Genomic DNA, 19,517 nt, shown 5'->3' with positions numbered 1-19,517 from the left:
TGCCCGGATCAGACCGGGCGCAGGAGCGCGTGCTTCTTCCTACCGAGGGACAGCTTGATCACGCCCCCGGCGACATCGGCCTCACCCAGCACGCGCTTGTCGTCGGTCAGCTTGTCGTCGTTGACGCGGGCGCCGCCGCCCTGGATCGCGCGGCGCGCCTCCGAATTGGAGCCGGCGAGGCCCGCGCGCACGAAGGCGGCCAGCACGCCGACGCCCTCGGCGAGCTCGGCCCGCGGCACGTCGATGGTCGGCAGGCCCTCGGCGATGCCGCCGGCCTCGAAGGTGGTCGCCGCGGTCTCGGCGGCGGCCTCGGCCGCCTCGCGCCCGTGGACCATCGCCGTCGCCTCGTTGGCAAGTGTCTTCTTGGCGTCGTTGATCTCCGAGCCCTGGAGCGCCGCCAGCCGGGCGATCTCGCCGAGCGGCAGCGTCGTGAAGAGCTTCAGGAAGCGCTCCACGTCCGCGTCGCCGGTGTTGCGCCAGAACTGCCAGTAATCGTACGGGCTCAGCATGTCGGCGTTGAGCCACACGGCGCCGCCGGCGGTCTTGCCCATCTTGGTCCCGTCGGACTTGGTGATCAGCGGCGCGGTCACTCCGTAGAGGTCCGCGCCGACGATGCGCCGGCCGAGGTCGATGCCCGAGACGATGTTGCCCCACTGGTCCGAGCCGCCCATCTGCAGCACGCACCCGTAGCGGCGGTTCAGCTCCACGAAGTCGTAGGCCTGGAGGACCATGTAGTTGAACTCCAGGAAGGTGAGCGGCTGCTCGCGGTCGAGACGCAGGCGGACCGAGTCCATGCTCAGCATGCGGTTGACCGAGAAGTGGCGCCCGACGTCGCGCAGGAACGGCACGTATTCCAGCCCGTCGAGCCACTCGGCGTTGTCCGCCGCGATCGCGTTCCCGGAGAAGTCCATGAAGCGGTTGAACACCCTGAAGATCGATTCCTTGTTGGCGGCGATCGTCTCGGCCGTCATGAGCTGGCGGGTCGTGTCGCGCCCGGAGGGATCGCCGATCTTGGAAGTGCCGCCCCCCATGAGGGCGATCGGGCGGCCGCCGGTCTGCTGCAGCCAGTGCAGCATCATGATCTGCACCAGATGGCCGACATGCAGGGACGACGCCGTCAGGTCGAATCCGATATACCCGGTGACCATGCCGTCGTCGCAGAGGGTGTCGAGCCCGGTCTCATCCGTGATCTGGTGGATGAAGCCGCGCGAGTGGAGCGTATGAAGGAAATCGGAGCGTGCCATGGGCGATCCCGTTACACCGAATGCCGCAGATGGCAAGCGTGTGGTTGGGGTGATTTCGGGAACGTCGATGGACGGCGTCGATGTCGCCCTTCTTGAGACCGACGGCGTCAGCGTCTTCGCGCGCGGCCCGTCCGCGACGGTGCCCTACACATCCGCCGACCGCGCCCTGATCCGGGCCGCCATGCCGGACGCGATGGCCGCGCCGACGGGCGACTTCCGCACCCCGGCGCTGGCCGCCGCGGAGGAGGCGATCACCGCCGCGCACACCGCGGCGATCGCGACCTTCCTGGTCGAGGTCGGTCCGGTGGACCTCATCGGCTGGCACGGCCAGACCGTCGCCCACGCGCCCGACCGGGGCATGACGATGCAGCTCGGCGACGGCAAGGCGATGGCCGAGCGGCTCGGCATTCCCGTGGTGTTCGACTTCCGCAGCGCCGACGTGGCGGCGGCCGGGCAGGGGGCGCCGCTGGTGCCGGTCTACCACCGTGCCCTCGCACGGCGGGCGGGCCTTGCCGAGCCGGCGCTCTTCATCAACCTCGGCGGCGTCGCCAACGTCACCTATGTCGACGACGAGCACCTCATTGCCTTCGACACCGGCCCCGCGAGCGCGCTGATCGACGACGCGATGGCGGCGGTGGGCGCGTCGTACGACGCCGGCGGGGAAACCGCCGCGCGCGGACGGGTCGACGCGGCGGCGCTGGAGGCGCTCCTCGACCACCCGTACTTCGCCGCCCCGCCGCCCAAGTCGCTGGACCGGGACGCCTTCGACCCGGCGCCCGTCGGCTCCCTCGCGCACGAGGACCGCATCGCGACGCTGACGCGCTTCTCGGCCGAGGCGCTGGCGGCGGGCGTCGCGCTGCTGCCGCGCAAGCCGGTGAGCGTGGTGGCGTCGGGGGGCGGGGTGCACAACCGCACCATGATGCGCTTCATCGAGGAGGCGCTGGGCGTGCCGGTGCTGAACGCGGACGCGGCCGGGTTCTCGACCGATGCGATGGAGGCGGAGGCGTTCGCCTTCCTGGCGGCGCGCACGCTGCGCGGGCTGCCGATCACCTACCCGTCCACCACCGGGGTCGGCGCGCCGATCAGCGGCGGGCGGCTGGAGCGGCCCGCCGCGTGAGCGAAGCGGGCCCGCAAGGGGTCCGCTCCGCCGCGTTCGTCACTCGCTGCTGGAGACCGGCGCGGGCAGCGCTTCGGTGGGCTCCGGCGACGGGGTCCGGCCGAGGCGCATGTCGAGATAGTCCGAGCAGTGGCCGATCAGCTCATCCACCTGGCCGTCGAAGAAGTGGTTCGCGCCGGGGATGACCGTGTGGGTGATCTTGATGCCCTTCTGCAGTTTCAGCTTGTCGACCAGCGTCTGGGTGTCCTTCGGGATCGCCACACGGTCGCGATCGCCGTGGATGATGAGGCCCGAGGACGGGCAGGGCGCCAGGAACGAGAAGTCGTGCAGGTTGGCGGGCGGAGCGATCGACATGAACCCCTCGACCTCCGGACGGCGCATCAGGAGCTGCATGCCGATCCAGGCGCCGAAGGAGAAGCCGGCGATCCAGCAGCCCTGCGCTTCGGGGTGGACCGCCTGCAGCCAGTCGAGCGCGGAGGCAGCGTCGGCGAGCTCGCCGGCGCCGTGGTCGAATTCGCCCTGGGAGCGGCCGACGCCACGGAAATTGAACCGCAGGACGGTGAAATTCCGCTCCTTGAACATGTAAAAGAGGTTGTAGATGATCTGATTGTTCATCGTCCCCCCGAAGTGCGGATGGGGATGGAGAACAATCGCGAGCGGAGCGCGGCGATTCGGTGAGGCCTGCAAGCGCCCCTCGAGGCGGCCGGCGGGTCCGGTAAAGATGACTTCAGGCATCACGGTCCCGGTTGTTTAGGGTGAGGCCGGGTTATCTATCAATCAGGCTTCGTGAATCAAGCGAATAGGATGACCTCCCGGTGGTCGAACGTCTGTATCTCGACTGGAATGCGAGCGCGCCGACGTGCCCGGCGGCCCGCGAGGCCGCGATCGCGGCCCTTCTGGCGGGCGGAAACGCGTCCTCGGTGCATGCCGAGGGGCGGGCGAGCCGGGGCATCGTCGAGACCACGCGCCGCGCGATCGGCCAGCGTTTCGGCGTCTCGCACGAGGGCGTGACGTTCACGTCGGGCGGCACGGAGGCCAACGTGATGGCCCTGCGCCCGGGGGTCACGCGCGACGGTACGGCGCCGGTGGAGCGACTGATTACTGCGGCGACCGAGCACCCCGCGGTGCTGGCAGGGGCGGGCTTTCATCCCCACGACGTGACGGTCCTGCCTGTGGACAGCGACGGGCGGGTGCGGCCGGAGAGGCTGGACGCCGCGCTCAATGCAGACCCGCGCCCGGCGCTGGTCTCGCTGATGGCGGCCAACAACGAGACCGGCATCCTCACCGACCCGGCGCTCTTCACGCTGGCGCGCGAGCGTGGCGCCGTGACGCACACCGACGCCGTGCAGGCCTTCGGCCGGGTCCCGGAAGCGGCGATGCCGGCCGACCTCGTCACCGTCTCGGGACACAAGATCGGCGCGCCGCCGGGGGTGGGAGCGCTGATCCGCCGCGCCGGGGTGACGGTCCCGCCGCTGATCCGCGGCGGCGGCCAGGAGCGCGGCGCGCGCGGCGGCACGGAGAACGTCCCGGCCATCGCCGGGTTTGCGGCGGCGCTCGAGGGACCGGCGGCCGACCCGCTCGCCTGGCGCGACACCGAGGTCGCGCGAAATGCCTTCGAGGCTTCGCTTCTAGAAAAATTCCCAAAAGCGACCATCTTTGGGCGAGCGGCGCCGCGTCTTCCCAACACCAGTCTGTTCGCTCTCGGTGCGCCGGCCGAGTTGGCGCTGATCGGGCTGGACCTTGCCGGCATCGCCGTGTCCTCGGGCTCGGCCTGCTCCTCGGGCAAGGTCTCGGTCAGTCATGTGCTGATCGCCATGGGCGTTTCGGACGCCGTGGCGCAGTGCGCGATCCGTGCCAGCGTGGGTCCTTTGGGGGCCGAACGCGCGTTCGAGCGTTTTTTGGTGGCGCTGGGCGAGGTCATTGTGCCAATGACAAGATGACCTTAGTTCTTAGAAAATGTCCAACCTACGGGCTTTGAACCCGTGCGGAGGGTCCGATGCCAGCAGTTCAGGAGACGATCGATCGCGTCGCCGCGATCGACGTCGATAAGTACAAGTACGGTTTCGTCACCGACATCGAGTCCGAGAAGGCCCCGAAAGGCCTGTCGGAAGAGGTGATCGCGTTCATTTCGGCCAAGAAGAACGAGCCGGAGTGGATGCTGGAGTGGCGGCTCGAGGCGTATCGCCGGTGGCTGACCATGGAAGAGCCGACCTGGGCCGCCGTGCACTACCCGAAGATCGACTTCAACGACATCTACTACTACGCCGCGCCCAAGCTCACCGACGGTCCCAAGTCGCTCGACGAGGTCGACCCGGAGCTTCTGAAGACGTACGAGAAGCTGGGTATCCCGCTGAAAGAGCAGGAGATCCTGGCCGGCGTGCGCAAGCAGGACGAGCCGTCCCAACTCGACGAGGGCGGACCGGCGAACCCCTACGGCGGCAATGTCGCCGTGGACGCGGTGTTCGATTCCGTCTCGGTGGTGACGACCTTCAAGAAGGAGCTCGCCAAGGCGGGCGTCATCTTCTGCTCGATCTCCGAGGCGGTGCGCGAGCACCCCGAGCTCGTCCAGAAGTACCTCGGCACCGTCGTGCCGCAGAGCGACAACTTCTACGCCACGCTCAACTCGGCCGTGTTCACGGACGGCTCGTTCGTCTACGTGCCGCCGGGCGTGCGCTGCCCGATGGAGCTGTCGACCTATTTCCGCATCAACGAGATGAACACGGGCCAGTTCGAGCGCACGCTGATCATCGCCGACAAGGGCGCCTACGTCTCCTACCTGGAAGGCTGCACGGCGCCGCAGCGGGACGAGAACCAGCTTCACGCGGCCGTGGTCGAGCTGATCGCGCTCGACGACGCGGAGATCAAGTACTCCACCGTCCAGAACTGGTACCCGGGCGACTCCCAGGGCAAGGGCGGCATCTACAACTTCGTCACGAAGCGGGGCGACTGCCGCGGCGCGCGTTCGAAGATCTCGTGGACGCAGGTGGAGACCGGATCGGCCATCACCTGGAAGTACCCGAGCTGCATCCTGCGCGGGGACGACAGCCGCGGCGAGTTCTACTCCATCGCCATATCGAACGGCTACCAGCAGATCGATTCCGGCACGAAGATGATCCACCTCGGCAAGAACACGTCGAGCCGCATCATCTCCAAGGGCATCGCCGCCGGGCACTCGATGAACGCCTACCGGGGCCTCGTGCAGGCGCACCGCAAGGCGACGGGCGCGCGCAACTTCACCCAGTGCGACTCGCTGCTGATCGGCGACAAGTGCGCCGCGGTGACGATCCCGTACGTGGAGTCGAAGAACGGCAAGGCGCAGTTCGAGCACGAGGCGACCACCTCGAAGATCTCGGACGACCAGCTCTTCTACTGCCGCGCCCGCGGGATCGGCGAGGAGGAGGCCGTGGCGCTCATCGTCAACGGCTTCGTGCGCGACGTCATCCAGCAGCTCCCGATGGAGTTCGCGGTCGAAGCGCAGAAACTCATCGGCGTCAGCCTTGAAGGCTCCGTGGGGTGATCCTGTCGGGCCTTGCGCATGTCGAAGGCTATCGTGTCACGCGCAATGTCGGGTACGTCATCCAGGAAACGGTTCTTGGCCTGAATGTCGTACGCGATTTCGACGCGATGTCCGCGAACCTCTTCGGCGGCCGGGCAACTCTGTACGACAACAAGATCCAGACCGCGCGCGACGACGTGATCTCGACGCTGACCGCCGGCGCGAAGTCGGCCAGTGCCAACGCCATCGTCGGGATGAACGTTCGGTACGATCTGGGCCAGGGTATGGTGATGGAGACGGTCCAGGGAACGGCCGTCGAACTCGGGAAGCTGGGCGATGGCGACGAGCGATAGCAGCACTGTGGTCCTCTACCGGCCGGTCGGGTCCAGGGAGCTCGCGCTGATCGAGGCGGCGGGGTGGCGGGCTTTTCCGCCGCGCCTGCCGGAACAGCCGATCTTCTATCCCGTCACCAACGCGCGCTACGCCGAGAAGATTGCGCAGGAGTGGAATGCGCGCCTCAACGAGGATCGCGTCGGCTTCGTGACCCGCTTCTCGGTCGGTTCGGACTATATCGCGCGCTACGAGACACACATCGTCGGGGCCTCCTGGCACGAGGAGTACTGGATCCCGGCGGAAGAACTGGACGAGTTCAACCGAAACATCATTGGGACGATCGAGGTGACGGCGCGCTACGACGACGCCGAGCCCGCAATCGAACAGGACGAACGATAGACATGCTCGCAATCGAAAACCTCCACGCCAAGGTCGACGACGAGGAAGGCCGCGAGATCCTGAAGGGGCTCGACCTCGAGATCTGGCCCGGCGAGGTGCACGCCATCATGGGTCCGAACGGGGCCGGCAAGTCGACGCTGGGCCATATCATCGCCGGCAAGGACGGCTACGAGGTCACCGAAGGCAGCGTCCAGTTCATGGAACAGGACCTCCTCGAGATGGAGCCGGAGGAGCGCGCCGCAGCGGGCATCTTCCTCGCCTTCCAGTACCCCGTCGAAGTCCCGGGCGTCGCCACCATGACGTTCCTCAAGACCGCCATGAACGCGCAGCGCGAGGCACGCGGCGAGAAGGCGCTGTCGACGCCGGAGTTCATGAAGGCGGTGAAGGGCGCGGCCGACAAGCTCGGCATCCAGCAGGACATGCTGCGCCGGCCGATCAACGTCGGCTTCTCGGGCGGTGAGAAGAAGCGCAACGAGATCATGCAGATGGCCCTCCTGGAGCCGAAGTTCTGCGTCCTCGACGAGACCGATTCGGGCCTCGACATCGACGCGCTGCGCATCGTCTCCGAAGGCGTCAACGCGCTGCGCTCGCCGGAGCGCTCGTTCCTCGTCATCACGCACTACCAGCGCCTGCTCGACTACATCGAGCCCGACCACGTGCATGTTCTGGCTGGCGGGCGCATCGTGCGCTCGGGTGGCCCGGAGCTTGCCAAGGAACTCGAAGCCAAGGGCTACGCCGAGTTCCTCGAAGCCGCGTGAAGGAGGCGTCCATGACGGCCAACGCAAATCCGGCCGCTCCGAAGACGGCCACCCCGACCGAGGCCGAGGCGGCGCTGTCGGCCCTGTTCGAGACCAAGCGGTCCGACGCCGGCGCCCCGCTCGCCAAGGCGCGCGAGGACGCGTTCACGCGCTTCGCCGCCGCCGGCCTGCCGCACCGCCGCGTCGAGGCCTACAAGTACACCGACCTGCGGGCGCGGCTGCGCAACCTGCCGCCGGTCCCCGGTCCGGCGGACGTCGCCGCGGTCAAGGCCGTGCTCGACGCTGCGCCGGTGCTGGTCGAGGGCGCCTCGCGGATCGTCATCGCCAACGGACGCTATGTGCCCGAGCTCTCCTCGGCCCCCGCGAACGTCACTGTCACGTCGATCCTGGACCCGGCCGCGGACCTCACCGGCGTCGGCTCGCTGGTCGCGGGCAGCGATGATCCGCTGACCCTCGCCAACGCCGGCCTCTTCGAGGGCGGTGCGGTGATCGCCGTCAGCGGCGAGGCCGGCGGTCCGCTGGAGCTCGTCAACGTCGCCACCGGCGACAACCTCGTCATGGGCCGCGTCGCGATGACGGTCGTGCCGGACGGGCGCGTCTCCGTCGTGGAGCGCATGATCGGGCAGGCGGGGACGGTCGAGAACGCGCTGACCGAGGTCATCCTCGGCGAGGGCGCTCACGTCGACTGGGTCCGCCTCGTCGACGGGCTCTCCGAGCAGGCGGTCGAGCTCTCGTCGTACCATGTCGAGGTGCCCGAGCGCGCCAGGCTCGACCATCTCACCGTCACGACCGGCAAGGGGCTCGCCCGCAACCAGGTGTTCGGGCACGTCGTCGGCCACGACGCGGAGGCGAACTTCCGCGCCGCGACCGTCGCCGTCGGCAAGCGCCACGCCGACAACACGCTCGTGGTCCGCCACGACGCGGTCGGCTCGCGCTCGTCGGAAGTCTTCAAGTCGGCCGTCGGCGAGGGCGGCACGTCGATCGTCCAGGGCCGCATCATCGTCGACCCGGACGCCCAGAAGACCGATTCGAAGATGATGTCGAACGCGCTCTTCCTCGACGACACCGGCGAGGTGGTGAACAAGCCGGAGCTGGAGATTTTCGCCGACGACGTGGTCTGCGGCCACGGCGCCACCTCCGGCGACATCGACGACGAGCCGGTCTTCTACCTGCGTGCCCGCGGCATTCCCGAGGCGACCGCCCGGCGGATGCTGACCGAGGCGTTCATCCTGGAGGCGCTCGACCGGGTGGAGAACGAGACCTTGAAGGAGGCGCTCGAGACCCGCATCCGCGAGGCGCTGTCGGTCATCGGAGGCAAGGCGTGGACATAACCGCGACGGCCGACACCCTGGACATCGAGCGGATCCGCGCCGACTTCCCGATCCTGTCGCAGACCATCCACGGCAAGCCGCTGGTCTACCTCGACAGCGCGGCGTCGGCCCAGAAGCCGACGCCGGTCCTCAACCGGATCATGCAGGCCTATTCGGAGGACTACGCCAACGTCCACCGCGGCCTGCACACGCTGGCGAACCGCTCCACCGAGGCCTACGAGGGGGCGCGCGAGATCGTGCGCCGCTTCATCAACGCACCGTCGACGGAGGAGGTGATCTTCACCCGCTCCTCGACCGAGGCGATCAACCTCGTCGCCGGCAGCTACGGCCGCACGCACATCGGCGAAGGCGACGAGATCGTCATCACCGTGATGGAGCACCACTCCAACGTCGTCCCGTGGCACTTCCTGCGCGAGCGCCAGGGCGCCGTGATCCGCTGGGTGGGCCTGCGCGAGGACGGCTCGCTCGACATGGACGAGTTCGAGGCCGCGCTCTCAGAGCGCACCAGGATGGTCGCCGTCGTCCACATGTCGAACGTCCTCGGCACAGTGAACCCGGTGGCCGAGATCTGCCGGATCGCCCGCGAGCGGGGCATCGCGACGCTCGTCGACGGCTCGCAGAGCACCGTGCACGGCCCGGTCGACGTGCAGGCCATCGGCTGCGACTTCTTCGCCTTCACCGGCCACAAGCTGTACGGCCCGACCGGCATCGGCGTGCTCTATGGCCGCCGCGAGATGCTGGAGGGCATGCCGCCGTTCCTCGGCGGCGGCGAGATGATCGAATCGGTCTCGCGCGAGGCGATCACCTACGCCGGCCTGCCGAACCGCTTCGAGGCGGGGACGCCGCCGATCGTGCAGGCGATCGGCCTGGGCGCGGCGATCGAGTACGTCGAGTCGATCGGCTGGGACGCGATCACCGCGCACGAGGCGAGCCTCACGGCCTACGCCCGGGAGCGGCTGCGCGGGGTGAACGCGCTCTCGCTGTACGGGGACGCGCCGAACCGTGGCGGCGTATTCGCGTTTAACCTTGAGGGTGCGCATCCGCACGACGTCTCGACCATTCTGGATCGCGAAGGTGTTGCGGTCCGCGCCGGACAGCATTGCACCGAACCGTTGATGGAAGCGCTCGGCATCAATGCATCCTGCCGCGCCTCGTTTGGCCTCTACAACACGCGAGCCGAGGTCGATCGACTTGCCGAGGCCATCGAGAAGGCCCATAGATTCTTCGTGTAAGGGGGTGACGATGGACAGCACCAAAGCCGGGTTCGCCGACGCCACGACGCCCGATGCGACCGCCGAGGGGAGCCGCGCGCTCTCCGAGGAGAGGCTTGCACGCGACGCCGAAGCCGTCGGCGGCGGCGTTCCCGAGACCGAAGTCCTCGAGCCGGGCACGTCCGCGATTCCCGAGGAAGAGCTCGACCGGATCACCCAGGACATCATCTCGGCGCTCAAGACCGTCTACGACCCGGAAATCCCGGTCGACATCTACGAACTCGGCCTGATCTACCGGGTCGACATCGAGGACGACCGCTCCATCCGCGTCGACATGACGCTCACCGCGCCGGGCTGCCCCGTCGCGGGCGAGATGCCGGGGTGGGTGGAAAACGCGGTCGGCACCGTCGAGGGCGTCGGCCAGGTGACGGTCAACATGGTGTTCGATCCGCCCTGGGACCCGTCCCGCATGTCCGACGAGGCGCGCGTCGCTCTCGATATGTTCTAATCTTCGCCCGGGCTGTGGCGCCGCAAGGGCAGTGTCCCTAGATTGGGTATGAAGAGCCGTCAGGTAGAGGAGCCGACCATGTCTCGTCCTGCCATCATGAGCCTGTCCGATACCGCCGCCGAACGGGTGCGCGATATCATGGGCCGTGCCGATCCGCCGATTGCGGGTCTGCGCGTGGGAATCAAGAAAGGCGGCTGCGCGGGCATGGAATACACCATGGACGCCGTTGCCGAAGCGGACCCGAAGGACGAGGTGATCGAGGCGGACGGCGCCCGCGTCTTCGTCGACAAGACCGCCGTCCTGTTCCTTCTCGGCTGCCGGATGGACTACGAGACCACGAAGTTCCGTTCCGGCTTCATCTTCGAGAATCCGAATCAGGTTTCGGCCTGCGGATGCGGCGAATCGGTCGAGCTGAAGGCCGCCGAAACCGCCTGACCCGCGCCCGCCGGAGAGATCCGCATCAGAAATGACGAAAAGGCCGGTCCCGTTTGGGCCGGCCTTTTTTCGTTTGCGCCAGCCGGGCCGGGCCGTCGGCGGGCCTCAGTAGGCCTGCCGGGTGCGATGGCGGGCTTCCGGCGAGATCTCGCTCACGACCTTCGATTCGTTCGCCTGCTCGGCGAGGGCGGCGCAGTGCTCCGCGATGCAGATCGCAGCCGTCGGGTCGTCGTCGCGGTGAAGCGCCGCGATCCCGCAGGCGAGAAGCAGCGGCGTATCGGGACGTCCGCCGCCCTGGCCGTCGATGGTCGCCCTCACGGCCTCGGCGATCCGCTCCGTCTGGTGCAGCGCGCGGTCGGGGAAGACGACGGCGACCACGTGCGGCGCGACGGCGTAGATGTGCCCGAGCCCGTCCAGAGCCTCGATCAGCGCCTGCCTCGTGCGCCGGAGGGTCGCCGCCGCCTCCGGCAACCCCGTCGGGCATCGCAGCGACATCACGGCGATCGTGTGCGGGATGCGCTTGGCGGGCGCGCTCATCCAGATCCGCCGCGCGTCCCGAAGGAGCAGCGGCCGCTCGGACTGGAACGCCGCCGCGCCCCGACCGGCCGGATCGGCCGGCCATGCATGGCCCCCAGCGGCAGAGTCTGCCGTTGCGGCGGGGTAGCCGTGCGCTCCGGTCTGTCGCCGCGCCGGGACGCGCTCAACCGGCGGCGCCGCGCTGTCGCAGGGCCGCGCTCCAAACGGCTGGCCGGCGGCGGGAGCGCCCGGCAGCGATTGCGGTCCGCCGTGGCCCGCGCCATCGGACGGGCCGGGACTTGTCGCGGCAAGGGAAGCGGGTGGCATCAGCTCCCCCGCAATGTAGGCGGGGCAGTGCACGGGCGCGCGCGGCGTCGCGCTCATCGTGTAGCGCTCGGCTGACGCACCGTTGGACCCGCCGCCAGACACCGGTTCATCCAGCGCGTCCCAGGCGCCGGCGCCGAAGGCGGACGCAAGCGCATTCTCCAGGGCCAGTGACCGGGTTCGTTGGGGTCTCCGCTCCGTCTCGCGAGATCCGGCCGTCGCGGCATGCTCGGAGACCGGCATGCGGGTGGGGCGGATGGCGCGGGGCATGGCAGTGCCGGCGCGATGCGGGGCGGGCGCTGCGGTCGGCTCGGGCCTGTCGCTCGCCGCGCGGATGCGTTCGGCGAAGCGCGCGGTGCGGCTCATCGGGGCGAGACGCTCCAGCAGCGCCTCCGCCTCGCCGCGGACGTCCCCGACCGCGGCGGAGGTGCCCTCGCTCCGGCTCTGCCCGGAATCGCCCGCGTCAGCCATCGTCTCGCCGCCGGCCGGGTCGTCAGGCAGCCCGGCGGACGGCTCATCGTCATCGTCGAAGGACAGGCCGCTGCTCAGGGCGCTGGCGAGCGCCTCGGCGAGATCGGATTCGCAGGGCGGGGAGGCGTATTCGTCGCCGTGCGCGTCGGAGGAACGATGGGGCGCGCTGTCCTGGGGATCGTGTGCCATGGGCTGCCTCATGCTCACAGTGAGGCCGCAGAGCGATTCGCGACCGCCCCAAAATGATTGACGATAATGGTTAACGAAACCCTAATATCCACAGACCCGACGCAGGCCGCGCGGCGAAATTCGCAGATATCCTGGGGATAATAGGCGTCCCAGCACCGACGGCCGCCGAATGGGCGGCCGTTTGATCGGGCGGTGTATTAACCGACCGGCTCGGTGGTGGACTTGCGGGTCGTGGTCGTGGTGGCCGGCTTGCGCGGGGACAGGGGTCGCAGCAGGAAGGCCGGGACGTACGGGGTGTCGCGGAATGCGACGCGGGGCTCGTCCGGCTCGCGGCGATCCCGGCGGCGGGAACCACGATCGGAGCGGGGCGCCTCGTCGGACTTCGACCGTGCCGGGGCAGGCGCCGGGGCCTGCTGGGGCTGGCTCGGAGCGGGAGCCTGGGCGGCAACCGTCTCCGCCTCGGCCGGGCCGCGCCTGTCACCGCGGTTGCGGCCACGGGGCGGACGGGACCGATCCTCGCCACCCGACCTCGCGGCGCTCTTCTGCGCAGCCGGAGGGGCGTCGTCGTCCAGCCACTGCACTTCGCGCTTCAGCATCGCCTCGATCGCCGCGACGAGCTTCTTGTCCTCGGGCGTCGAGATGGTGAAGGCGGCGCCGGAGCGGCCGGCACGACCCGTGCGCCCGATGCGGTGGACATAGTCCTCGGCGTTGTGCGGCACGTCGTAATTGAAGACGTGGCTCACCTTCGGGATATCGAGCCCGCGAGCGGCGACGTCGGAGGCGACGAGCAGGGTGATCTTGTCCTGCTTGAAGGAGTCCAGCGTCATCATGCGGGTGCGCTGGTCCATGTCGCCATGGAGCGCGCCGACGGAGAAGCCGTGGCGTTCCAGCGACCGGAAGAGCGTGCCGATGTCCCGCTTGCGGTTGCAGAAGATGATGCCGTTCGACAGTTCCTTCTCGCCGCGGATGAGGCGGCGCAGGGTGTCGCGCTTCTCCTTCGGCGTCGAACCGGAGCGGACGAACCGCTGCGTCACCGTCTCGGCCGCGGAGGAGGGCGGCGAGACCTCGACGCGCACCGGATCCTTCAGGAAGCGGTCGACGAGGCTGACGATCTCCTTCGGCATGGTGGCCGAGAAGAACAGCGTCTGGCGCTTGGCCGGAAGGATCTTGCAGATGCGCTCGATGTCCGGGATGAACCCCATGTCGAGCATGCGGTCGGCCTCGTCGACGACGAAGATCTCGACCTGCTGCAGGAGGAGCTTGCCGCGCTCGAGGTGGTCGAGCAGTCGGCCCGGCGTCGCGATGACGACATCGGCGCCCCGGTCGATCTTCCGGTTCTGCTCCTCGAACGACACGCCGCCGATGAGCAGCGCGACGGTGAGCTTGTGGTTGACCCCGTACTTCTCGAAGCTCTCCTCGACCTGCGCGGCAAGCTCGCGCGTCGGCTCGAGGATCAGTGTGCGGGGCATGCGCGCCCGGGCCCGCCCCTTCTCGAGGAGCGAGAGCATCGGGAGGACAAAGGACGCCGTCTTTCCGGTTCCGGTCTGGGCGAGACCCAGAACGTCCTTCTTTTCCAGCGCGTGCGGAATCGCCGCCGCCTGGATGGGCGTCGGTTTGGTGTACCCGGCAGCCTCGACGGCGGAAACCACCTTCGGGCTCAGACCGAGTTCGTTGAACATCGGGTCAGAAATGGTTGTGTTGTCTCTTGGTTCGTGCGGCTCTCCCGCGCTAAGCAGGAGTGGTCGCCAATGTCAAACGGCCTGCGCCGTACATGTGGTAAGTAAACTATAAAGATGGCATGTCAACATCAGCGGCCCCTCGCGTTCACACAAGCTGAACGGGTATGGCTGCGATGCATCGAACCCAACGTGCAGGCTTGAACGCAATGAACTTCGAAGACCGGGAACTCTACCGGACCGGACGCTCGACCAATTTCGGACACGCGGCGGTTGCGACGTCCGAACCGCTCGCCGTACAGGCCGGCCTCGCCGTGCTGCGACGCGGTGGCAATGCCGTGGACGCCGCGATCGCCACGGCCGCCGTCCTGACCGTCACCGAACCGGTCTCCAATGGCCTCGGCTCGGACGCCTTCGCGCTGATCTGGGACGGCGACAAGCTGCACGGCCTCAACGCGAGCGGCCGCTCCCCGGCCGCCTGGACGCCGGAACGCTACGCCGGCGCCGACAAGATCCCCGTCAACGGCTGGGGCGCCGCGACGGTGCCGGGCGCCGTCTCCGCATGGCGCGCGCTGTCCGACAAGTTCGGCGCGCTGAGCTTCGGCGACCTCCTCACAGACGCGATCCGCATCGCCCGCGAAGGCTACGGCGTCGGCCCGATCACCGCGATCTCGTGGGCCAACCAGGTGCAGCGCTTCAAGGACAGCGCGTCCTGGCGCGCGACCTTCATGCCGAACGGCCATGCGCCCAAGGCGGGTGAGCTCTTCAAGATGCCCGGCGCCGCGGACGCGCTGGAGCTCATCGCCGTCACCGGCGGCGACGCCTTCTACCAGGGCGCCATCGCCGAGGAGATCGCCCGCCAGTCGAAGGCCGAGGGCGGAGCGATGACCGTCGAGGACCTCGCCGCCCACAAGGCCGACTGGGTCGACCCGATCGAGATGGGCGCCTACGGCGTGTCCACCCACGAGATCCCGCCGAACGGGCAGGGCATCATGGCGCTGATCGCGCTCGGCCTGCTCGACCGGCTCGACCTCGGCGACGATCCGGACGGCGTGCGGGCGCTCCACCTCGAGATCGAGGCGGTGAAGCTGGCGATGGCCGACACCGCCGCACACGTCGCCGACCTCGAGCACATGCGGATCAGCCCGTCCGACCTCCTCGACCCGGCCTACCTCGACGAGCGGGTGAAGCTGATCGACCCGAGCAAGGCGCAGGAGCCGAAGACCGGCATCCCGCAGCCGGGCGGCACGATCCTGCTGACGACGGCCGACCGCGACGGCATGATGGTGTCGTTCATCCAGTCCAACTACATGGGCTTCGGCTCGGGCTGCGTCGTGAACAAGTACGGCGTCTCGATGCAGAACCGCGGCGCCGGCTTCTCGCTGGACCCGTCGAGCCCGAACATCGTCGCGCCCAGCAAGCGCCCGTTCCATACGATCATTCCGGGCTTCGTCACCAAGGCCGGCGGCCCGCTGATGGCGTTCGGCATGATGGGCGGCCCGATCCAGGCGCAGGGCCACGCGCAGCTCGTCACGCGCATGATCCGCTTCGACCAGCCCGTGCAGGCGGCGATCGACGCGCCGCGCTTCCGCTGCCTCGGCGGCCGGACGGTCGCGCTGGAGCGGCACCTGTCGGCCGAGACGCAGGCCGCGCTCGTCGCCATGGGTCACGACGTGCAGAACGACGCGCCGGGAGTCGCGTTCGGCTTCGGCGGCGCGCAGGCGATCATGCGCCACGGCGAGATCTACGCCGCGGGCTCCGACACCCGCAAGGACGGCTACGCGGGCGTCATCTGATCCGGCGACGGGGCAGGGCGATCCGCCCTGCCTCGTTCGCGGGACCGCTGCCCGTTCGCGGGGGCGGATCACTCACCCGTGCGACAGCGTGTTCGACGGGACGCTTCCTCAGCCGCCGGAATGCCATTACCCCGGTCGGCGACATTGGGGAGCGTACTAACTTGCGAATTCTTTTTGGATTTTTCCTCGCGCTCGGCCTCGCCGGCGCGGCACTCGCACAGGGCGTCGACCGATCCGATCCGGCGATGGTCGCGACACGTTTCGTCGACGCCTACAAGGCGCGTGACCTGGCCGCGATGGCGCCGCTGATGGATGCCAACAACGCCGACTTCTTCGCCGAGCTCGCCGCGGAAGGACGGGCGCATCCCGCCTACGGGCGCGTCTTCTCCGGCTGGCGCGCGGATGCGATCGACGCGGCGAACGGCGTCTCGGGCGCGGCGCGGGTCCGGCGGGAGGGCGAGGTCTGGGTGCCGATCGGCCAGTCCGGCGGGGAGATCTTCGTCGTCGCGCTCACCGCCGAGGAGAACGGCTGGGGCGTGGAGGACATCCTCAGCCCCGGCGCGGCCGACTTCGACGTCCTTCCCATCGCCCGCTAGCGGCATTCGGGCAGCGCGCCGTCACCCGGCGCACTCCCCCGTTCACGCGCCCGGCGAGACGTTCCGGTGGATCAGCCGGTCGAGGAGGGGGCGGCGCGGCAGCTCGGGCGAATCGCCGCTCGCGACCGAGGCGACCATGCCTGTGAAGAGCGGCAGCCCGTCCGTCGAGCCGAGGAGCGGCTCCACCGCGTTCTCAGGGTGCGGCATCATCCCGAGGACGTTGCCCGTCTCGTTGACGATCCCGGCGATGTCGTTGGCGGACCCGTTGGGATTGTCCACGTAGCGCAGCGCCACGCGACCCTCGCCCTCGAGCCGGGCGATTGTCTCGTCGTCGGCCCGGTAGTTGCCGTCGTGGTGCGCGCACGGGTAGGTGACCACCGCCCCGCGCTCGTAGTCGCGCGTGAAGGCGTTGGTGTTCTCGACCTTGAGGCGGATCTTCCGGCACACGAACGTTAGGCAGGCGTTGCGCATCAGCGCGCCGGGAAGGAGCCGCGCCTCGGTCAGCACCTGGAAGCCGTTGCACACGCCCAGCACGTAGCCGCCGCGCGCGGCATAGTCGGCCACGGCCCGCATGATCGGCGAGCGGGCGGCGATGGCCCCGGCACGCAGGTAGTCACCGTGCGCGAAGCCGCCCGGAATCATCACCAGGTCGACCGGAGGCAGTTCCGTGTCGGTGTGCCAGACCATGACGGGATCGTCGCCACCGGCGAGGCGGATGGCGCGGGCGGCGTCCGGCTCACGGTTGGAGCCCGGAAAGACGATGACCGCGGATTTCATGACAGGATCGCGATGTCGTAGCGCTCGACCACGGTGTTGGCGAGCAGCGCCTCGCACATGCGGCCGACCTCCTCGCGCGCGGCGCTCTCGTCGGTGGCGGCAAGGTCGAGGTCGATCACCTTGCCCTGTCGCGCCTGGTTGACGCCGGAGAAGCCGAGGCTCGTGAGGGCACCCTCGATGGCCTTGCCTTGCGGGTCGAGGACACCGGGCTTCAGGGTGATGGTGACGCGTGCTTTCATACTGCTGATCCAAGGCGCGTGATGGCGTGACCCTCGCTCTCCTACGTCGCGCCCGGCGCGCTGGCAATCATGGTGCGGCGAAACGAGCGCCGAACCCGCAGCGTCGGCCGGTCAGCGGGGCTCGACGATGAAGACCATGTTGGCGACCACGTGTCCTTGCAGGTTCTGACCGTCGAAAGCGAGGGCGAAGGCGTCACGCTCTCCATTCTTGCCTGCCTTGTAGACAATCCGGTTGGGTCGCACCGTCACGAGACGCCCGTGCTCCGGCTTGTCGATCACGATCACGCGGTCGATCCGGATCCGCCCCGCAAGATCGAGGTGCATCATGCAGGCCTTGCCGGGTTTCGGGGAAATCCGCAGCAGGAAGACGGGTATGCCGTCCAACCGCTTCAGCCCCACGCGGCGCTCGTAGCAGGGCAGGGGGCTCTGTGCCGCGGCGAAGGTCGGCGGGAGCGTCAGCGGCAGCGCGACGGCGAGGGCCAGAAGGCCGCGCAGGGGCCGTGAAGCCGTGAGGCGGTTGGTCAGGGTCATGGATCGTGTGTCGCAAAAAAAAGCAGCCACGGAGCCCGTGGCCGCCTTCTGACTTCGGTGAGCCCCGAGAGGCTATGGACGAGGGTTACTGGACCAGCGTCGGCCCGGTCACCGGCGGGCGGTCCTGCTCGGGCAGGATGCCGAGACGCTGGGCGACTTCCTGGTAGGCCTCGAGGAGGCCGCCGAGGTCACGCCGGAAGCGGTCCTTGTCCATCTTCTCGTTGGTCTTGAGGTCCCACAGACGGCACGAATCGGGGCTGATCTCGTCGGCCACGACGACGCGCATCATGTCGTTCTCCCAGAGGCGGCCGCACTCGATCTTGAAGTCGACCAGGCGGATGCCGACGCCGAGGAACAGACCGGCCAGGAAGTCGTTGACGCGCACGGCGAGCGCCATGATGTCATCGAGCTCCTGGGGGGTCGCCCAGCCGAACGCGGTTATGTGCTCTTCCGTGACGAGCGGATCGTTCAGCTCGTCGTTCTTGTAATAGAACTCGATGATCGAGCGGGGGAGCTGGGTCCCCTCCTCGAGGCCGAGGCGCTTGGCGAGGGAGCCTGCCGCGACGTTGCGGACCACCACCTCGAGCGGAATGATCTCCACTTCGCGAATCAGCTGCTCGCGCATGTTCAGCCGACGGATGAAGTGCGTCGGGATGCCCATGTCGTTCAGGTTCGTGAAGATGTGCTCGGAGATGCGGTTGTTGAGCACCCCCTTGCCGTCGATCACACTGTGCTTCTTGGCGTTGAAGGCGGTCGCATCGTCCTTGAAGTGCTGGATCAGAGTGCCAGGCTCCGGACCCTCGTAGAGGATCTTGGCTTTACCTTCATAGATGCGGCGGCGTCGGCTCATAGGGATGTACCGGTGAGGGTTGGGCGGTTTCATCGTGTACGCTGAACGTCAGGTTTAGGCAAAGAGGCGTTAACATTTCGAGCGCCCGGACAGGTCGCATCGCGCACGCCGACACCGCGGATGCATCCCGACGCTACTCCATCCGCGACAAAGCCTCAATGGAGGAGTGCCATACTGACGTTGACACCGGCGGTTAACCCGATAGAGCCAAAGGGGCGGCAAGGAGACCAAAATGACTCAGTTCGAGGATCGTGAAAGGGCATTCGAGGCGCGCTTCGCGCACGACGAGGAGCTGCGCTTCAAGTCGCTTGCGCGCCGCAACAAGCTCCTCGGCCAGTGGGCGGCCGAAAAGCTCGGGCGGAGCGGCGAGGCCGCGGACGCCTATGCCAAGGAAGTGATTCGCTCCGACTTCGCCGAGCCGGGCGACGAGGACGTCTTCCGCAAGGTGCGGGGTGACTTCAACGAAGCCGGCCTCGAGGTCAGCGACGCGGAGCTGCGCCTCAAGATGCGCGAGCTTCTGGTCGAGGCGGCCGAACAGCTGTCCTGAGCCCCCGGCGCGCGCCGCGGCTCGCGCCCGTCACGGCACATCGGCCCTCGCATCGCAGGGCCGCTCCCGGCGCGGCGCACTCACGTGCCGTCCGGCGCAAAGGCAGGCGCGGGCCAAATGGCGAGCCACCCGGCCCCCTGCAACTCACCGGACAATCCACATCACGGGCGACT

21 protein-coding genes are annotated in these 19,517 nt (G+C 68.5%); 13 read left to right on the top strand and 8 right to left on the bottom strand.

Annotated elements, in window-relative coordinates:
* Positions 1-8 precede the first annotated feature (8 nt).
* Complete coding sequence (gene tyrS / locus DLJ53_RS15380) at positions 9-1,244, bottom strand: tyrosine--tRNA ligase (protein ID WP_111346744.1); 1,236 nt, start codon at positions 1,242-1,244, stop codon at positions 9-11.
* Between tyrS and DLJ53_RS15375 the strand changes: the two genes are divergently transcribed.
* On the top strand, positions 1,243-2,361 hold the full coding sequence (locus tag DLJ53_RS15375) for an anhydro-N-acetylmuramic acid kinase (RefSeq protein WP_111346742.1): 1,119 nt from the start codon (positions 1,243-1,245) through the stop codon (positions 2,359-2,361). The genes tyrS and DLJ53_RS15375 overlap by 2 nt on opposite strands.
* A gap of 39 nt (positions 2,362-2,400) precedes the next feature.
* Here the strand turns inward: DLJ53_RS15375 and DLJ53_RS15370 are convergent, their stop codons facing one another.
* Positions 2,401-3,096 carry an alpha/beta hydrolase gene (locus DLJ53_RS15370; RefSeq protein ID WP_111347803.1) on the bottom strand — a complete coding sequence of 232 codons (696 nt, stop codon included), beginning with the start codon at positions 3,094-3,096 and terminating at the stop codon, positions 2,401-2,403.
* An 80-nt stretch (positions 3,097-3,176) separates the two neighbouring features.
* Here DLJ53_RS15370 and DLJ53_RS15365 point away from each other — a divergent pair, with 80 nt between their 5' ends.
* From DLJ53_RS15365 to DLJ53_RS15325, 9 genes are read left to right on the top strand one after another with little or no spacing between them, the layout of a single operon-like run.
* Positions 3,177-4,301 carry a cysteine desulfurase family protein gene (locus tag DLJ53_RS15365; RefSeq protein WP_111346741.1) on the top strand — a complete coding sequence of 375 codons (1,125 nt, stop codon included), beginning with the start codon at positions 3,177-3,179 and terminating at the stop codon, positions 4,299-4,301.
* 56 nt (positions 4,302-4,357) lie between these two features.
* Complete coding sequence (gene sufB / locus DLJ53_RS15360; RefSeq protein WP_111346739.1) at positions 4,358-5,878, top strand: Fe-S cluster assembly protein SufB; 1,521 nt, start codon at positions 4,358-4,360, stop codon at positions 5,876-5,878.
* Positions 5,875-6,210 (top strand): heavy metal-binding domain-containing protein, encoded by a 336-nt coding sequence (locus tag DLJ53_RS15355; protein ID WP_111346737.1) that lies wholly within the window; start codon positions 5,875-5,877, stop codon positions 6,208-6,210. Before sufB ends, DLJ53_RS15355 begins: the two co-directional genes overlap by 4 nt.
* Positions 6,194-6,589 carry an ADP-ribosylation/crystallin J1 gene (locus DLJ53_RS15350; RefSeq protein ID WP_202913183.1) on the top strand — a complete coding sequence of 132 codons (396 nt, stop codon included), beginning with the start codon at positions 6,194-6,196 and terminating at the stop codon, positions 6,587-6,589. Before DLJ53_RS15355 ends, DLJ53_RS15350 begins: the two co-directional genes overlap by 17 nt.
* 2 nt (positions 6,590-6,591) lie before the next feature.
* Complete coding sequence (gene sufC, locus DLJ53_RS15345) at positions 6,592-7,347, top strand: Fe-S cluster assembly ATPase SufC (protein WP_111346734.1); 756 nt, start codon at positions 6,592-6,594, stop codon at positions 7,345-7,347.
* Between the two features lie 11 nt (positions 7,348-7,358).
* Positions 7,359-8,678 carry a SufB/SufD family protein gene (locus tag DLJ53_RS15340; RefSeq protein ID WP_146619968.1) on the top strand — a complete coding sequence of 440 codons (1,320 nt, stop codon included), beginning with the start codon at positions 7,359-7,361 and terminating at the stop codon, positions 8,676-8,678.
* Positions 8,669-9,910: a cysteine desulfurase gene (locus tag DLJ53_RS15335; RefSeq protein WP_111346731.1), complete on the top strand. Its 1,242-nt coding sequence runs from the start codon at positions 8,669-8,671 to the stop codon at positions 9,908-9,910. The genes DLJ53_RS15340 and DLJ53_RS15335 overlap by 10 nt, the downstream gene beginning before the upstream one ends.
* Positions 9,911-9,920: 10 nt before the next feature.
* Positions 9,921-10,397, top strand: coding sequence for an SUF system Fe-S cluster assembly protein (locus DLJ53_RS15330; RefSeq protein ID WP_111346730.1), 477 nt, complete (start codon positions 9,921-9,923; stop codon positions 10,395-10,397).
* A 48-nt stretch (positions 10,398-10,445) separates the two neighbouring features.
* Positions 10,446-10,832 carry a HesB/IscA family protein gene (locus tag DLJ53_RS15325; RefSeq protein ID WP_226581811.1) on the top strand — a complete coding sequence of 129 codons (387 nt, stop codon included), beginning with the start codon at positions 10,446-10,448 and terminating at the stop codon, positions 10,830-10,832.
* Between the two features lie 105 nt (positions 10,833-10,937).
* On the opposite strand, the gene DLJ53_RS15320 is transcribed toward DLJ53_RS15325, so the two are convergent.
* Together DLJ53_RS15320 and DLJ53_RS15315 are read right to left on the bottom strand one after the other, a co-directional pair.
* On the bottom strand, positions 10,938-12,332 hold the full coding sequence (locus tag DLJ53_RS15320) for a hypothetical protein (RefSeq protein ID WP_111346726.1): 1,395 nt from the start codon (positions 12,330-12,332) through the stop codon (positions 10,938-10,940).
* Positions 12,333-12,529: 197 nt separating this feature from the next.
* The gene (locus tag DLJ53_RS15315) at positions 12,530-14,011 is read right to left on the bottom strand and encodes a DEAD/DEAH box helicase (protein ID WP_111346725.1); all 1,482 of its coding nucleotides are present in this window, start codon (positions 14,009-14,011) and stop codon (positions 12,530-12,532) included.
* A gap of 206 nt (positions 14,012-14,217) precedes the next feature.
* Here DLJ53_RS15315 and DLJ53_RS15310 point away from each other — a divergent pair, with 206 nt between their 5' ends.
* Both DLJ53_RS15310 and DLJ53_RS15305 read left to right on the top strand, forming a co-directional pair.
* Positions 14,218-15,804 (top strand): gamma-glutamyltransferase family protein, encoded by a 1,587-nt coding sequence (locus DLJ53_RS15310; protein WP_111346723.1) that lies wholly within the window; start codon positions 14,218-14,220, stop codon positions 15,802-15,804.
* Positions 15,805-15,965: 161 nt separating this feature from the next.
* Entirely contained in the window at positions 15,966-16,400 is a 435-nt protein-coding gene (locus tag DLJ53_RS15305) for a hypothetical protein (protein WP_111346722.1), read from the top strand.
* A 42-nt stretch (positions 16,401-16,442) separates the two neighbouring features.
* Here the strand turns inward: DLJ53_RS15305 and purQ are convergent, their stop codons facing one another.
* From purQ to purC, 4 genes are all read right to left on the bottom strand, one after another.
* Positions 16,443-17,177, bottom strand: coding sequence for a phosphoribosylformylglycinamidine synthase subunit PurQ (gene purQ, locus DLJ53_RS15300; RefSeq protein WP_111346720.1), 735 nt, complete (start codon positions 17,175-17,177; stop codon positions 16,443-16,445).
* The gene (gene purS, locus DLJ53_RS15295; RefSeq protein ID WP_111346719.1) at positions 17,174-17,416 is read right to left on the bottom strand and encodes a phosphoribosylformylglycinamidine synthase subunit PurS; all 243 of its coding nucleotides are present in this window, start codon (positions 17,414-17,416) and stop codon (positions 17,174-17,176) included. The genes purQ and purS overlap by 4 nt, the downstream gene beginning before the upstream one ends.
* 111 nt (positions 17,417-17,527) lie before the next feature.
* Positions 17,528-17,947 (bottom strand): hypothetical protein, encoded by a 420-nt coding sequence (locus tag DLJ53_RS15290; protein ID WP_111346717.1) that lies wholly within the window; start codon positions 17,945-17,947, stop codon positions 17,528-17,530.
* Between the two features lie 85 nt (positions 17,948-18,032).
* Positions 18,033-18,797 carry a phosphoribosylaminoimidazolesuccinocarboxamide synthase gene (purC, locus tag DLJ53_RS15285; RefSeq protein WP_111346715.1) on the bottom strand — a complete coding sequence of 255 codons (765 nt, stop codon included), beginning with the start codon at positions 18,795-18,797 and terminating at the stop codon, positions 18,033-18,035.
* A gap of 232 nt (positions 18,798-19,029) precedes the next feature.
* Between purC and DLJ53_RS15280 the strand changes: the two genes are divergently transcribed.
* The gene (locus DLJ53_RS15280) at positions 19,030-19,344 is read left to right on the top strand and encodes a DUF1476 domain-containing protein (RefSeq protein ID WP_111346713.1); all 315 of its coding nucleotides are present in this window, start codon (positions 19,030-19,032) and stop codon (positions 19,342-19,344) included.
* Positions 19,345-19,517 lie beyond the last annotated feature (173 nt).

The sequence above is a fragment of the Acuticoccus sediminis genome (assembly GCF_003258595.1).
In the GTDB taxonomy this organism is placed as follows: Bacteria; Pseudomonadota; Alphaproteobacteria; order Rhizobiales; family Amorphaceae; genus Acuticoccus; species Acuticoccus sediminis.
Note: the sequence above shows the minus strand (reverse complement) of the source record. Positions and strands in the feature narration are given on the sequence as shown.